General features: G+C 70.8%; 14 protein-coding genes and 1 pseudogene. 7 read left to right on the top strand and 8 right to left on the bottom strand.

Annotation, left to right across the window (positions count from 1 at the left end):
- Nucleotides 1–3: 3 nt before the first annotated feature.
- Together hemQ and hemG are read right to left on the bottom strand one after the other, a co-directional pair.
- Nucleotides 4–735 carry a hydrogen peroxide-dependent heme synthase gene (hemQ, locus tag OG272_RS37430; RefSeq protein ID WP_326575773.1) on the bottom strand — a complete coding sequence of 244 codons (732 nt, stop codon included), beginning with the start codon at nucleotides 733–735 and terminating at the stop codon, nucleotides 4–6.
- A gap of 4 nt (nucleotides 736–739) precedes the next feature.
- Entirely contained in the window at nucleotides 740–2,224 is a 1,485-nt protein-coding gene (hemG, locus tag OG272_RS37425) for a protoporphyrinogen oxidase (protein ID WP_327727383.1), read from the bottom strand.
- 199 nt (nucleotides 2,225–2,423) lie between these two features.
- Here hemG and OG272_RS37420 point away from each other — a divergent pair, with 199 nt between their 5' ends.
- Both OG272_RS37420 and OG272_RS37415 read left to right on the top strand, forming a co-directional pair.
- Nucleotides 2,424–3,422, top strand: a complete 999-nt coding sequence (locus tag OG272_RS37420) for a DUF4349 domain-containing protein (RefSeq protein ID WP_405895565.1) — start codon at nucleotides 2,424–2,426, stop codon at nucleotides 3,420–3,422.
- A 58-nt stretch (nucleotides 3,423–3,480) separates the two neighbouring features.
- Complete coding sequence (locus tag OG272_RS37415; RefSeq protein WP_405895564.1) at nucleotides 3,481–4,881, top strand: FAD-dependent oxidoreductase; 1,401 nt, start codon at nucleotides 3,481–3,483, stop codon at nucleotides 4,879–4,881.
- Between the two features lie 76 nt (nucleotides 4,882–4,957).
- Here OG272_RS37415 and OG272_RS37410 read toward each other — a convergent pair whose 3' ends face one another.
- Nucleotides 4,958–5,311: a hypothetical protein gene (locus OG272_RS37410; protein WP_327727386.1), complete on the bottom strand. Its 354-nt coding sequence runs from the start codon at nucleotides 5,309–5,311 to the stop codon at nucleotides 4,958–4,960.
- Between the two features lie 138 nt (nucleotides 5,312–5,449).
- Here OG272_RS37410 and OG272_RS37405 point away from each other — a divergent pair, with 138 nt between their 5' ends.
- The gene (locus OG272_RS37405; protein WP_326575779.1) at nucleotides 5,450–6,259 is read left to right on the top strand and encodes a rhomboid family intramembrane serine protease; all 810 of its coding nucleotides are present in this window, start codon (nucleotides 5,450–5,452) and stop codon (nucleotides 6,257–6,259) included.
- Nucleotides 6,260–6,305: 46 nt separating this feature from the next.
- Here the strand turns inward: OG272_RS37405 and OG272_RS37400 are convergent, their stop codons facing one another.
- Genes OG272_RS37400 through OG272_RS37390 form a run of 3 tightly spaced genes read right to left on the bottom strand, consistent with a single transcriptional unit; the run spans nucleotide 6,306 to nucleotide 8,490 of the window.
- A complete protein-coding gene (locus tag OG272_RS37400; RefSeq protein ID WP_327727387.1) occupies nucleotides 6,306–7,313 on the bottom strand; it encodes a TIGR03571 family LLM class oxidoreductase in 1,008 nt (335 codons plus the stop codon).
- The gene (locus OG272_RS37395; RefSeq protein WP_326575783.1) at nucleotides 7,303–7,944 is read right to left on the bottom strand and encodes a pyridoxamine 5'-phosphate oxidase family protein; all 642 of its coding nucleotides are present in this window, start codon (nucleotides 7,942–7,944) and stop codon (nucleotides 7,303–7,305) included. The genes OG272_RS37400 and OG272_RS37395 overlap by 11 nt, the downstream gene beginning before the upstream one ends.
- Before the next feature lie 9 nt (nucleotides 7,945–7,953).
- Nucleotides 7,954–8,490, bottom strand: coding sequence for an HPP family protein (locus tag OG272_RS37390; protein WP_326575785.1), 537 nt, complete (start codon nucleotides 8,488–8,490; stop codon nucleotides 7,954–7,956).
- Nucleotides 8,491–8,618: 128 nt separating this feature from the next.
- On the opposite strand from OG272_RS37390, the gene OG272_RS37385 reads away from it, so the two are divergent.
- Complete coding sequence (locus OG272_RS37385; RefSeq protein ID WP_405895563.1) at nucleotides 8,619–9,260, top strand: CGNR zinc finger domain-containing protein; 642 nt, start codon at nucleotides 8,619–8,621, stop codon at nucleotides 9,258–9,260.
- A 121-nt stretch (nucleotides 9,261–9,381) separates the two neighbouring features.
- Here OG272_RS37385 and OG272_RS37380 read toward each other — a convergent pair whose 3' ends face one another.
- Nucleotides 9,382–10,770, bottom strand: coding sequence for a hypothetical protein (locus tag OG272_RS37380; RefSeq protein ID WP_326575788.1), 1,389 nt, complete (start codon nucleotides 10,768–10,770; stop codon nucleotides 9,382–9,384).
- A gap of 235 nt (nucleotides 10,771–11,005) precedes the next feature.
- Nucleotides 11,006–11,623, bottom strand: coding sequence for a CGNR zinc finger domain-containing protein (locus OG272_RS37375; protein WP_326575789.1), 618 nt, complete (start codon nucleotides 11,621–11,623; stop codon nucleotides 11,006–11,008).
- A gap of 244 nt (nucleotides 11,624–11,867) precedes the next feature.
- Here OG272_RS37375 and OG272_RS37370 point away from each other — a divergent pair.
- The 3 genes and pseudogenes from OG272_RS37370 to OG272_RS37360 all read left to right on the top strand — a co-directional run.
- Nucleotides 11,868–12,065, top strand: a pseudogene (locus OG272_RS37370) (LysR family transcriptional regulator); the annotation flags it as partial.
- A gap of 57 nt (nucleotides 12,066–12,122) precedes the next feature.
- On the top strand, nucleotides 12,123–12,797 hold the full coding sequence (locus tag OG272_RS37365) for a substrate-binding domain-containing protein (protein WP_328224761.1): 675 nt from the start codon (nucleotides 12,123–12,125) through the stop codon (nucleotides 12,795–12,797).
- 190 nt (nucleotides 12,798–12,987) lie between these two features.
- Complete coding sequence (locus tag OG272_RS37360) at nucleotides 12,988–13,404, top strand: cupin domain-containing protein (protein WP_326575791.1); 417 nt, start codon at nucleotides 12,988–12,990, stop codon at nucleotides 13,402–13,404.
- Nucleotides 13,405–13,472: the final 68 nt, after the last annotated feature.

Here is a 13,472-nt window from a genome sequence, read left to right as displayed (position 1 = left end):
GGCTCAGGCCAGGCCTGCCACCAGTTCCGCGACCGACTTCCTGCGGCCCGTGTAGAACGGGACCTCCTCGCGGACGTGCATGCGGGCCTCCGAGGCGCGGAGGTGACGCATGAGGTCGACGATGCGGTAGAGCTCGTCGGCCTCGAAGGCGAGGAGCCACTCGTAGTCGCCCAGTGAGAAGGACGCGACCGTGTTGGCGCGGACGTCCGGGAAACCGCGGGCCATCTTGCCGTGGTCGGCGAGCATGCGGCGGCGGTCCTCGTCGGGCAGCAGGTACCAGTCGTAGGAGCGGACGAAGGGGTAGACGCTGACGTAGTCGCGGGGCGTCTCGTCGGCGAGGAACGCCGGGATGTGCGAGCGGTTGAACTCGGCGGGGCGGTGCAGCGCCATGTTCGACCACACCGGGGTGAGCGCGCGGCCCAGCTTCGTGCGGCGGAAGAGGTTGTACGCCTCCTGGAGCTGGTCGGCGGTCTCGGCGTGCCACCAGATCATGAGGTCGGCGTCGGCGCGCAGGCCCGACACGTCGTACGTGCCGCGGACGGTCACGTCCTTCGCGGCGAGCTGGTCGAACAGCTCCTGGACCTCGTCGGCGTAACCCGCGCGGTCCTCCGGCAGCACGTCCTTCAGCCGGAAGACGGACCACAGCGTGTAGCGGATGACCTCGTTGAGGTCCTTGGCCAGCTTGCCCTTGTTCGGGATCCGGCCGGACTCGGTGGTGGGGGCGTCGTCACTCATGGTCCTATTCTCCCGCTCCGCCGTGCGGGCTCTGCACCGGGTTGGCGGTGAGATCCCGCACCGCGCGCAGGTCACCGTGGATCTGGTCGACCGCGGCGGCGGCACTCGCGATACAGGCCGGGATGCCCACGCCGTCGTACGCCGCGCCGCAGACCGCGAGGCCCGGCAGCTTCCCGACGTGTGCGCGGACGCGGGCCACGCGCGCGTGGTGGCCGACCGGGTACTGCGGCAGGCCGTCGTCCCAGCGGGTGACGCGGGTTTCGAGGGGCGCCGCGGACAGGCCGGTGGCCTCGCGCAGGTCCGTTCTCGACACGTCCACGAGGTGGGCGTCGTCGTGGTCCAGGATCGCCGTCTCGCCGTACCGGCCGACCGAGGTGCGCAGGACCAGCAGGTCCGGGTTCTCGTCCGCGATCCAGCCCCACTTCTGGGAGGCGAAGGTGGACGCCTTGATCGTGCGGCCGTCGACCGGCGGCACCAGGAAGCCGCTGCCCTCGGGGAGGGTGACGCCGGCACGGCGGTAGGCGAGCGTGACGAGGGCCATCGAGGCGTACTCGACGCCGGACAGCTCGGCGGCGGCCTCCGGGGCCTCGGCGCGCAGGAGGCCGGCGGCGACCGGGGCGGGGACGGCCACGACGACCGCGTCGGCGTGCAGGACACGGGTCCCGGCGCTTCCGGCACCTTCTGTGACGACACGCCAGCCGCCCGAGGCTTCGCGGCGCAGCTCCGTGACCGGCGTCCGGGTGAGGATCTCGGCGCCGCGTGACCGCACCGACTCGGCCACCGCGAGCGGCAGCCGGCCCACGCCGCCCTCGATGCCCATGAAGACCGGCCCGGTCTGCCGGGCGGCGGCCGCACGCTCCTGGATCTCCCGGACGGCCTCGGTGAGGGAGGTGTGGGTCAGGGCGGCCTGGAAGAGCTGCGGGACGGCCGAGCGCATCGAGATGCGGTACGCGTCGCCCGCGTAGACGCCGCCGAGCAGGGGTTCCACCAGGCGGTCGACGACCTCCCTGCCGAGGCGGGCCGCCACGTACTCCCCCACCGCCACGTCGTCGCCGATCTCGGTGCGGGGCAGGTCGGCGTCGCGCTCGATACGGGCCAGGCCCTCATCGGACAGGACCCCGGAGAGGGCGGACGCGGCGCCGGGGACGCCCATGACGTGCCCCTTGGGCATCGGCCGCAGGGCGCCCCGGGTCCAGAGCGAGGCCGTGGCGGTGGCGGGCGGCTGGAGCCGGTCGGCGAGGCCGACCTCGCGCGCGAGGGCGACCGCCTCGGGGCGGCGGGCCAGCATCGACTCGGCGCCGAAGTCGACGCGCGCGCCCGCGATCTCGCCGGGCAGCAGCTTGCCGCCGACCCGGTCCGAGGCCTCCAGGACGGTCACTCTCGCACCCCGCTCCAGCAGTTCGTGCGCGGCGGCGAGCCCCGCGATCCCGGCCCCGATGACGACGACATGCCCGGCGTCGCGCCCGACGTCCGTACGTGATCCGCTCATGGCTCCACCCTCTCAGATGTCACTGACAGTCATGACGCCGGTCCCACCGTGGGACCGTCCGCCCCTGTGGCCTCGCCGAGTCCCGACCGTGACCGCTTCGGGACCGGATCCCGCCAACGTTCCGGCCCCCTCCCGCGTCGAAGAATCGTCAGCAAGGCGGGCAAGCACGCCTGCCACGACCCTCGGGGGGTACGCCGCAATGGCCGAAACACACGTACGACGTTCCCGGCGGCCCGCAGGGGCCCTGGCCGCCCTGTTCCTCGCCGCCGCCCTGGCCCTCACGGGCTGCGGCGCCGGCGCCGATGGCGGAGCGGACGGGGCGGATTCCCTGAGCAAGGTCGACGACTCGGCGGCCCGGCAGGAGGGCGCCCTGAACGGCGAGAGCAGCGACCGCGACCGGAGCGGCGGCAAGGCCGCCGACGCACCTACCCGCATCGCCGTGAGCCACATCATCCGCACCGCCACCCTGACCGTGCGGGTCAAGGACGTTCCGACGGCCCTGGACGAGGCCCGCACCACCGTCGAGAACGCGGGCGGGTTCATCGGCGACGAGTCCACGACCCGTGACGGCAAGGACCGCGAACGCACCCGGGTCGTCCTGCGCGTGCCCAGCGAGAAGTACGACGAGGTCCTCACCGAACTGGAGGGCACCGGGAAGCTGATCGAGCGCAGGACGAAGGCCGAGGACGTCACCGACCAGGTCGTCGACGTGGACAGCCGCATCAAGACGCAGCAGGCGAGCGTGGCCCGGATCCGCGAGCTGATGGACCGGGCGACCAAACTCAGCGACGTGGTCACCCTGGAAGGCGAGTTGAGCAGCCGTCAGGCCGACCTGGAGTCGCTGCTCGCCCAGCAGAAGTCCCTGAAGGACCGCACGAGCCTCGCCACCATCACGCTCTCCCTGTCCGAGACCGCGGTGAAGAAGGCCGTCGAGGACGACGACCCCGGCTTCATGGACGCGCTGGCGGGCGGCTGGAACGCGTTCGTCGCCGTGTTCCGCTGGCTGGGCATGGCGCTCGCCGCGATCCTTCCCTTCGCCCTGGCCACGGCCCTCGTCCTGCTCCTGTGGTTCCGCTTCGCCCGCTCCCGCCGGCCCGCACCGGCGACGGCTCCCGAGGGCACCGCCGGTTCGCTCCCGGCCGCCGCACCCGAGAAGCCCGAGAAGGATGAGATGGACGAGCAGGACGAGCAGGACTGACGGCCGGTCGGACCGAAGGCGCCCGGCCCGAAATGCGGGACGCCCGTAGCGTGTTCCCATGAACATGAGCCGCGGTGAAGAACGTTCGAGGGAACGCCTGGTGGTCGTCGGAGGCGACGCGGCGGGCATGTCCGCCGCGTCGCAGGCACGCCGGCTGCGAGGCCCCGGGGATCTGGAGATCGTGGCGTTCGAGCGGGGCCACTTCACCTCCTACTCGGCGTGCGGCATCCCCTACTGGGTGGGCGGCGACGTCCCCGAACGGGACCGGCTCATCGCCCGCTCGCCCGAGGAGCACCGGGCCCGTGACATCGATCTGCGCATGCGTACGGAGGTCGTGGAGATCGATGTCGAGGGCGCCCGCGTGCGCGCGCGGGACCTCGACTCGGGCACCGAGTCCTGGACCGCGTACGACAAACTGGTCATCGCGACCGGCGCCCGCCCGATCCGCCCCGACCTGCCCGGCGTCGACGCCCCCGGGGTGCACGGCGTGCAGACCCTGGACGACGGCCAGGCCCTCCTCGACACCCTGACCGCCACCGAGGGCCGCCGCGCGGTGGTCGTCGGCGCGGGCTACATCGGTGTGGAGATGGCCGAGGCGCTCATCAACCGGGGGTACGAGGTCACGGTCGTCAACCGCGGCAAGGAGCCCATGTCGACCCTCGACCCGGACATGGGCCGCCTGGTGCACAAGGCCATGGAGGGCCTGGGCATCACCATGGTCGACGACGCCGAGGTCACCGCCCTGCGCACCGGCGAGGACGGCCGCGTCCGCGCGGTCGCCACGGAGGACACCGAGTACCCGGCGGACGTGGTGGTGCTGGGCATCGGCGTTCGCCCCGAGACGGACCTCGCGAAGGCGGCGGGGCTGCCCCTGGGCGACCACGGCGGCCTGCTGACCGACCTCGCCATGCGTGTCCGGGGCCACGAGAACATCTGGGCCGGCGGCGACTGCGTCGAGGTCCTCGACCTGGTCTCCGGCCGCCTGCGCCACATCCCGCTCGGCACCCACGCCAACAAGCACGGCCAGATCATCGGCGCCAACGTCGGCGGCGGTTACGCCACCTTCCCCGGCGTCGTCGGCACCGCCGTCAGCAAGGTCTGCGACCTGGAGATCGCCCGCACCGGCCTCCGGGAGAAGGACGCCGACCGGGCCGGCCTCCGGTACGTCAGCGTCACCATCGAGTCCACCAGCCGCGCCGGCTACTACCCCGGCGCCGCCCTCATGACGGTGAAAATGCTCGCCGAACGCCGCACCGGCCGCCTGCTGGGCGTCCAGATCGTCGGCCGGGAGGGCGCGGGCAAGCGGGTCGACATCGCGGCGGTGGCCCTGACAGCGGGCATGACGGTTGAACAGATGACCGCCCTGGACCTCGGTTACGCCCCGCCCTTCTCCCCGGTCTGGGACCCGATCCTGGTGGCGGCGAGAAAGGCGACAGCGGCGGTGCGCTCGGGCTCTTGAGGGGCGCGGGGAACTGCGCGACCGGCCACGACGATCCCGCGGCCGACAACGCGCAAGCACCCCTACGGCGCCCCCGTCACACAGCCGACGTACCCGTGATCCGATCGATCGCCTGCCGAGCCTGCTCCGCCGGCGGCCGAGCCGGCAACGAGGACACCGAGGCGGACGAGGACACCGAAGCGGACGAGGTCACAGCCGGGGGCGCCGTCGGCGCCGCAGCCGGCTTCGCATGCGCCGCGGCGGGCCGAGCAGAGCGCAGCCGATGGCTGACCGCCTCGTCCAGCGTCACCGGCCGCTGCATCCGCGCCGCCAGCCGCCCGGCCTCCTGGCCGAGCGCGGCCACGTCTTCCCAGGGCAGCCGCACCACCAGCGAAATCTCGGCCTCACCATCGGGGGTGGCGTGCATCGCCGGGGCAACTCGGTCGTTCATCGCCTGTTCCTCACGTAGATCCGCGGTTGAGAAGTCATACGCACCACCCGCCCCGCACGTTCACCGGCGGCGGCGCCGAGGCCCACGCCGACACCGGGCACGCTGATTCCGGCCCCGTTTCCCGGGCACAAGTCCGGTGTGGTCATCCCCGTCCATGACGTGAACCCCGTGGGCCGCACGCCCTACGTGACCTACGCACTCATCGCCGCGAACGTCTTCGTCTTCGTCTTCATGCCGGGTCTCGCCGGTTCCGTGCCCGGCGACAGCGAGCTGGCCCGGCTGTGTCACACGCAGGCGTTCCTGGAGCAGTACGCGGCGGTGCCGCAGGAGTTGATCCGTCATCAGCTGCCGCAGCTGGTGCCCACCGGTGAACTCGCCCGGTCGGGCGGCTGTGCGCTGGGCCCGCCGGGCTACGACAAGTCGCCCGCGCTGTCCGTCCTCACCGCGCTGTTCCTGCACGGCGGCTGGCTGCACCTGCTGGGCAACATGCTCTTCCTGCTGATCTTCGGCACCACCATCGAGGACCGGCTGGGCCCCATACGGTTCGCGCTCTTCTACGTGGCCTGCGGCTACGCGGCGTCCTACGGCTACGCGTTCCTCAACGCCGACTCCGGCGAGCCGCTGATCGGCGCGTCCGGGGCCATCGCCGGAATCCTCGGCGCGTATCTCGTCCTCTATCCGAGGGCCAGGGTCTGGGTGCTCGTCCCGTTCCTGGTCTTCCTACCCCTGAGACTGCCCGCGTGGCTGGTGCTGGGCTCCTGGTTCGTGCTCCAGGCGGTCTACTCGTCCGACGAGGGTGTCTCCGAGATCGGCTCGGTGGCGTACGCGGCCCACCTCGTCGGCTTCGTCGCGGGCATGCTCCTGGCCTGGCCCCTGCGCCCCGGCACCCCACCCCCGCCCGAGCCCCGCGGCCTGCTGTTCGGCCGCCGGGCCCGGCCCGGCTGGTGAAGCCGGGGCCCGGACCGGGCGCGGCGGCCCCCGCGTCGACAGGGGCTCAGGGAGGCGGCTGCTCAGCGCCCCGCTCCGTCGGAAAATGCGGCAGCACATGTTCCGCGAGCTCGGCCATCACCTCCCGTGCCGGACGCGTGTTGTGACGGAGGTTCAGGAGAAGCTGGTCGACGCCGCCCGCTTCGTACGCCTTGAAGAGCTCGATGAGCGGTTCGCGCCCCATGGACCAGCCCTGGGGAAGGGGCCGGGGTGCTGAGCGGGGGTCGTCGTGGAGGACGAGGTAGCCGGCCTGGGCGTACGGCTTGGAGCCGGGAGTGCCCGCCTCGCCGGTCAGGCGGCGCCAGCGGGCGGTGTTCATGCGCTGCTGTTCGACGGTGAGTGCGGTGTAGAGCCAGCCGTCGGCGTGTTCGGCGGTCCATTCCAGTGCCTGCCCGCCGCGGCCGGTCATGAGCATCGGCAGTCGGCCGTGGAGAGGTTTCGGTACGAGCTCGGTGCCGGGGCCCAGTTCTCCGAGCGGGGACGAGTATCCGCCGGTGGACGGTCCGGTGAGGTGGCGGAGATAGTCCCAGCCGTCGCGCAGCCGCGTTCCGATGTCCGCTCCGGTCAGACCGAAGGCGGGCATTTCGGCGGGGCGGTCCCCGGCGGCGATGCCGAGCAGCATCCGTCCCCGCGAGAGGTGGTCGGCGGAGACCGCGGCCTTGGCGACATGGGCGGGGTGGCGCAGGGGGAGCACGGTGCTGGCCGTGCCGAGGGTGATGCGCCGGGTGACGGTGGCCAGGGCCCCCAGGTACACCCAGGGGTCGTAGAGCTGTCCGCCGTCTCCCTGGCCGGGTACGAGGAGCGGGACGTCGCGCAGCCACAGCGACGCGAAGCCCAGGTCCTCGGCGGTGCGGGCGAGTTCCAGATGGCCCTCCATGCTGGGAAGGTCACCCGCGAACGACTCCAGCGGCGCGATCAGTCCCAGGGTCGCCCGGCCTCCGGGGAAGGCGCGTGCCATCCCCGGGTGCGCGGCGAAGGACGGTGACGGACAGGCCGCGAGGGGCTCAGTACGCATGGGACTCGGGGTGGGACCGGAGGGCCTGCTTCAACCGGGCGTTCTCCTCTTCCAGTCGCGCGATGCGCTGCCGGACCGGGCCGAGCGCTTCCTCCAACTCGGCTTCGGTGTAGCGGGGTTCGATGTGCTGAGGGCAGTTCCAGTCGTACGCCTCGACCTGGATGAGAACGATCCGCTCGACCGTCGCCGAGTAGCGACCGGGCAGCAGGTCGCCGGCCGACCCCGGCCACGCGTCGACGTGGGCGGTCCGGGCACGGCCGAGGATCTTCAGCCGGCTCCGGGACGGATAGTCCATGAGGAGCAGCGAGACGCGGTTGTCGGTGTCGAGGTTCCCGGTGGTGATGTACTGCTTGTTCCCCCGGTAGTCGGCGAAGCCCAGCGTCCGCTCGTCGAGCGCCCGCAGGAAACCCGGGGGGCCGCCACGGTGCTGTACATAGGGCCAGCCCGTGGAGCCCGTACTGGCGAGATAGAAGCTGGTCCTGGTGGCGGCGAACGCGGTCTCACGCCCGGTCAGACGGTCGGCGGTCTCGGGTCCCGCCGTCATGTGCGCGTAGTTGAGGCGGCTGCCCTGCCTCTCCTGGTGGTCGCGCACCTGCTCGGTGAACAGCAGCTGTCCATAGCGGCTTGTCATCGGCCGGGCCTACCACCAGTAGGTGGGGTAGCGGGCCGTTTTGCCACTGCGCCCCGCGACGATCCCGACGCCGACGATCACCAGCGTGGCGAGCAGCAGGAGCAACAGGAACAGGGCGGTCTGCGGCTCGGTGAGGACCACGATGACCGAGGTGGCGGCGGCGGGCGAGTGCGGTGTGCGGGCCGCGGCCATCGCGCCGATGGCCAGACCGCCGGCGACCGCCGCGGTCCAGATGGAGCTGCCGGCCACGGCCAGGCAGAGGAAGCCGACGACGGCGGAGACCAGCTGGCCGCCGACGACGCTGCGGGGCTGGGCGAGCGGGAGCGCCGGAGCGGCGAAGACGAGGGCCGCGCTGGCGGCGAGCGGCGGGATGAGCACCGTCTGGTCGAGCAGCTTGCCGGTGGCGACCAGGAGGACGAGCGCGACCACTCCGCCGAGGGTGGCGACCGAGATGAAGGAGGTGGCCGCGCGGGCCGGTGCCTTGCTGGAGAGTACGGCCGCTAACCGGCGGGGGGCAGGGCTTTCGGTGACCGGGGCGTCGGACACGGGGTTCCTTCCACGGGGACTGCACGGATGGATGAGCTAACGGATGAGCCAATGGACGAGCTAATGGATGAACAATAACAACAAGCATTAGCTGTGCGCAGGGTTTTCGATCAGGCCAGGATGGGGCGATGGGCGACACCACGAATCAGGTACGCGGCCGTTCAGCCGTCGAACAGCTCCCCCTGTCCGGCGAGCCCTTGCCGCTCGACCTGGTCAACACCACCTACATCAAGGGTGGGATGCGTGGCCGTCTCGTGGACGCGCTGACCCGGCCGGCGGATCTCGACGCCTGGCTGGAGACGCACGCGGAGCGGTTCTCCCCTGCGCTGGCACACCCCCTCCGGCAGGCGGCGCCCTCGCGGCCCGCCCATGTCGACGCGTTCCTGGAACTCCGCCGCGCTCTGCGGGAACTGTGTGCCGTACGGACCTCGGGCGGGGCCCCGGACCCCGCGCACCTCGACGTGGTGAACGCGACGGCGCGGCTGGCCCTCCAGTGGCAGGAGCTGACCGCGGAGCCGGGTTTCCCGACCGTGCAGCGGTGGTTGGAGAGTGATCCTCGGCGGGTGGCCCTCGGGGAGGTGGCCGCGGCGGCGGTGTCCCTTTTCGGCGGGGAGCGGGCGGAGCGGCTGCGGGCCTGCGCCGCGCCCGGCTGCATCCTGTACTTCGTGCAAAGCCATGCCCGCCGCGAGTGGTGCACGGCGGGCTGTGGGAACCGGGTGCGCGTCGCCCGGCACAGCCGTCGCGTACGAGGGGACGACGGAACCGCCTGACGGATACGCGCACCCGGTCCCGGGTGGTCGGCCGCGCCCTCAAGGGCGCGGCCGACCGGTCGGGCGGCTTTTCGGGTCGGTTCAGAACGGCCGGTTCAGAACGGCCGGTTCAGAACGGTCGTCAGTTCAGAACGCTGCGGAACACCTGGTCGGAGACCTTGTAGCCGAGCGACAGGGCCGCGGTGTTGTCCCACTCGAAGTGCACACCGATGTACTTGCGGCTGTCGGCCTTCTCCTGCGCGGCGGCGCTCAGGCTGGTGAAGGAACGGGTGACACCCTTGGCCAGCGGGTCGTCCGTGCCGCCGGTGAAGGAGAGCTTGTCGGTGCCGAAGTAGCTCCGCAGGATGCCGGCCCACGCGGCGCCCACGCCGGAGTGACCGGAGACGTACGTCGGGAAGTTGGGGCTGAAGCTGTTGCCCGCGGTGTCCTGCTCCTCGGGCTGCCAGGCCGGATCGGGGACGATGTCCGGGTTCGGAGCCTCACCGGCGCGTGTGATGGCGTCCGCCGGACGCCACACGTCCCAGTCGGTGTTGTACTTGGAGTCCCAGATCGCGATCGCCGCGTCGGCGAGGGCGACCGAGGTGAGACCGAAGAGCTTGGCGCTCTCGAAGGAGCTGGCGTTCGGCCGGTACTTGCGGAAAATCACCAGGGTGTGGTCGTACTGCTGGCCGACCGGCTTGTACGTGCCGTCGATGTCGTTGGCCCAGTAGTGCGCGAGCCGGGTCTGGTCGGCGGTGCGGGCGGTGGAGTTCCTGCCGCCGATGCGCTTGATCTCGTTGACCTGCTTGGCGTACTCGGGGCTCTTCAGAAGCTCGTCGGCGGACTTGAACCCGCCGATCGTCCCCGGACGGAACTGCGAGCCGGACGTCAGCGCGAAGGGCTTGACCTTGCCCCAGTTGGGGGCGCCGGCCGGCTTGCCCGCGGCAGGCCTCCAGTGGCCGGGGGCATCGGTCACCACGTAGGGGGTGGTGTCGGCGGAGCCGTCGTTCACACGGTGGGCGAGCAGGGCGTCCGCGGTCTTGGTACCGAGGAGCCGCCCGCGCTCGCGCGTCGCCTCGGTGGAGCTGTCGGGCATGGCGAGCGCCGTCTTGAGCTTCGCGTCGAGGTCGGCGACCGGGTAGTTGGGGAAGGCCCCCCGCAGGCTGGTGTACGCCGCGTAGTCGATCGACGTGTTGAGGGCGCCGTACACACCGGCGGCGGTGGTGTCCTTGGTCAGGTACGGCTTGCCGATGGTCTGGATCGAGTTGACCGCGTCGTAGATCGCCAGATCCATGATCGCGCCGCCGCGGGTCAGCGGGCCGGGGGTTCCGCCGGTCTTGCGGAACACGTCCAGGATGGCGTTGTTCCAGTACAGGACGTGATCGTTGGCGCCTCGCGAAGTGTCGGCGACGGCCGGCGCGGACGGAGCGGCGACAGCGTCGGCCGGGGCCAGCACGGCGATCCCCGCGAGGGCCGTGGTGGCCACGACGGTCTTCAGTGAGGTTCTGCCCTGACGTGCGGAGCGGAGCATGAGGTGTCCCCTGTCGGTCTGGGCCGTGGAGAGGACTCGAGGGGCCCTTTCCACGGCGGTGCGGCTTCCGCCGAAAAACGTATGGCGTCCTCGCACTCCGTCACCGGGGTGATCACAGATGGCAGCGATCGGTTATTCCGATGCACCCGCGCAATGCTGCAGATTCATGGATTGTCCACCTCATCTAACGGACCACTCAACCTTCGACCGTTAGATTCGCGTCTGTCTGAGTGTGTCAGGTTCCCGAAAGGCGGTGATGCCGGGCGTAGTGCCGTGCGGCCCGGGCCCGGTTGCCGCAGCCCGTCGAGCACCACTCCCGGCGGGAGCGCGCGCGGTCGAAGAAGAAGACACACCCAGGCGCGGGGCAGGCCCGGGGCTCCATTCCCGACTCACCGCCCAGCAGGTCGACCAGAGCATGGGCGATCTCGACCTGGACGGCTACGATCGGCGGGGCCGTACCGACCTCCACGGCCATGGGCCGCCCGCCGGTGTTCCAGCGCAGCTGCGGCCAGGGCCTGCCCAGGCTCGACACCCTGTTGACCTGGGCCACGTCCCAGGGATCGGAATCGTGCTGGTGGACATAGGCGTCGACCAGTCGGCGGGCCGCATCCCTGAGCAGGACGAAGCAGTGCGTGTCGGAGGCGCCGATCCCGGACAGCGCGCTGTCCGGGATACGCGTCGCGAATCGGTGACGGCACGCGCCCAACCACCAGGCGACGTGCTCCGGGGTGCGGAAGCCGTCGCACAGCGCGCCGCGCACGGGGAAGACGGTGTTGACGAACTCAAGAGGCAGGGGTTCGCCGTTCAGCGGAGGGATGTCCGCCGGCGCCGAAGCAGGAGCGTCGGGGAGCATGAGGGGTCCTTACGGGGTGAATGGGGACGTGACTTGTCGGAGGCACATGCCTATGGCAGGATTCTTACATAACGCAACATCGATCACTGAGCCGTTAGAATGATGAGTGTCCCGGAAGAACGACCCTTGGGGAAGAGGGCCGCCTTTCCGGAGTGGCCGATTCCAGGGCACGCGTCGCGAGGTCTTTCCCGGCGCCCCTGCCGGAACGACCGGATCGGCTTTTTCCACAGGGGATACGTGTCTCATGGGGGGGACCGTGACGATAGATCTTGCGCTCTATCAACTCAGGACATTTCGTGAGGTCGCCCGGTTGGGGAGCCTCACCAAAGCCGCCAGAAGTCTGGGCTATGCACAGTCCAGCGTCACGTCTCATATTCGTTCGCTGGAATCGCGCGTCGGCATGCAGCTGGTCCAGCGACTGCCACACGGCGTCCGCCTGACAGCGTCGGGGGAAATATTTCACGAATACACGACTCGAATATTCCACGTCGTCGACGAAATGGCCAGCGCGCTCAATCCATCGGGCGAGACGGAGGGACGCACGACCATCGGCGCCTCGGCCCTGCTGCTGGAGACCCGGATCGGTTCGCTGATCCGTGACTGCCGCTACCGCTACCCCAAGGTCCAGGTCTCACCCCGGCAGTTGGCCATGAGCAACGCCTACGAGGCGGTACGCACCGGCGAGGTGGATGTGGCCCTGGTGCACGGCGACTGCTCCGCTCCCGAGAACGCGCCCGCCGGCATCGTCATCGAGGAGCTTCCCCCTCTCGAAGTGGTGCCGGTGGGATCCACGGCTCTCGTGGAGTCCGCGGACCTGGCTACCTCACTGGCCTCCGTCCGCGTGCTCGCGGTCGACCCCGACTGCGCCTCGCACCACATCCTGGTCACCGCCCTGCGCGAGGCGTACGGCATCGACCCGCAGGTCATCGAGGCCGGATCGATGGGCGGAGCCCGCCAGTTGGCCCGCACCGGATACGGCATCGCCATGCTTCCGAGCGAATCGTTACGTCAGCCCGAGGAGGGCCATCACCTGGCGGTGCTGCCGGGTCTCCCCCGGGCCCAGCTCGGGGTTCGCGCCCTGTGGGCCGGCCCGGAACTCGCCAGGGCGGCCGTCTCGGCCGTGTGCGACGTGGCGACGCGCGTCGGCAGGGAAGCGGTGACACAAATGGCGTGACGCCATTCAGTACCCCATCGAGAGGGCGGGTGGGGGTGCGGACCGATTCGGTCCGCACCCCCACCCGCCCTTTCTTTTTCCGGCCGCCATCGAAAATCTTGATAACGCCCATCGGCGGAAGCAGGGAACTACCCCGGCCAGGCCTGCATACGCTTCTCGAGGTATTCCAAGAAATCCCGAGAGGTAAACAGTGTCGGACATCTCTTATATCCCGAACGTGTTCCGCAGCGGCTTCGAACTCAGCGATCTCGCCTGGGTGCCCTGGTCCGAGCCGGGCCGTATCGGCGTGGAGCACCACGTGCTGTGGGCGCCGGACGAGTCGAAGAACGAGGACTCCGTCGGCCTGTTGCTCCGCTTTCCCCCGGGTGCGCACGGTGACTTCCACGAGCACCTCGGTTACGAGTTGATGCTGGTCCTCGACGGAGTGCTGGACCACAGCGACGGGATCTCGTACGTCAAGGGCGACCTCGTCGTCGAAGGTCCGGGCACCGAGCACCAGATGTCCAGCCGCACCGGCTGCACCGTGCTCGCCATCCGCACCCGTCCCGCCGCCGCCAGCACCCCGCAGAAGCCACTGCGCCCCGTCGGCGTCACCGCGGCCCCGTGACCGGACGGGGTGGGGGCTCCGCCGCCCTGACCGGGCCCCCGCCCCGTCCCCTGCCCTCTGCTTCTCCC

It is taken from the genome of Streptomyces sp. NBC_00104, from assembly GCF_045160825.1.
Lineage (GTDB): Bacteria > Actinomycetota > Actinomycetes > Streptomycetales > Streptomycetaceae > Streptomyces.
This window is presented reverse-complemented; position numbering and strand designations above follow the sequence as displayed.

Excerpts from the sequence above, each read along its gene's own strand:
- hemQ (WP_326575773.1), bottom strand. The coding sequence starts at position 735 with ATGAGTGACGACGCCCCCACCACCGAGTCCGGCCGGATCCCGAACAAG.
- hemG (WP_327727383.1), bottom strand. The coding sequence starts at position 2,224 with ATGAGCGGATCACGTACGGACGTCGGGCGCGACGCCGGGCATGTCGTC.
- OG272_RS37420 (WP_405895565.1), top strand. The coding sequence starts at position 2,424 with ATGGCCGAAACACACGTACGACGTTCCCGGCGGCCCGCAGGGGCCCTG.
- OG272_RS37415 (WP_405895564.1), top strand. The coding sequence starts at position 3,481 with ATGAACATGAGCCGCGGTGAAGAACGTTCGAGGGAACGCCTGGTGGTC.
- OG272_RS37410 (WP_327727386.1), bottom strand. The coding sequence starts at position 5,311 with ATGAACGACCGAGTTGCCCCGGCGATGCACGCCACCCCCGATGGTGAG.
- OG272_RS37400 (WP_327727387.1), bottom strand. The coding sequence starts at position 7,313 with ATGCGTACTGAGCCCCTCGCGGCCTGTCCGTCACCGTCCTTCGCCGCG.
- OG272_RS37395 (WP_326575783.1), bottom strand. The coding sequence starts at position 7,944 with ATGACAAGCCGCTATGGACAGCTGCTGTTCACCGAGCAGGTGCGCGAC.
- OG272_RS37385 (WP_405895563.1), top strand. The coding sequence starts at position 8,619 with ATGGGCGACACCACGAATCAGGTACGCGGCCGTTCAGCCGTCGAACAG.
- OG272_RS37380 (WP_326575788.1), bottom strand. The coding sequence starts at position 10,770 with ATGCTCCGCTCCGCACGTCAGGGCAGAACCTCACTGAAGACCGTCGTG.
- OG272_RS37375 (WP_326575789.1), bottom strand. The coding sequence starts at position 11,623 with ATGCTCCCCGACGCTCCTGCTTCGGCGCCGGCGGACATCCCTCCGCTG.
- OG272_RS37365 (WP_328224761.1), top strand. The coding sequence starts at position 12,123 with ATGGCCAGCGCGCTCAATCCATCGGGCGAGACGGAGGGACGCACGACC.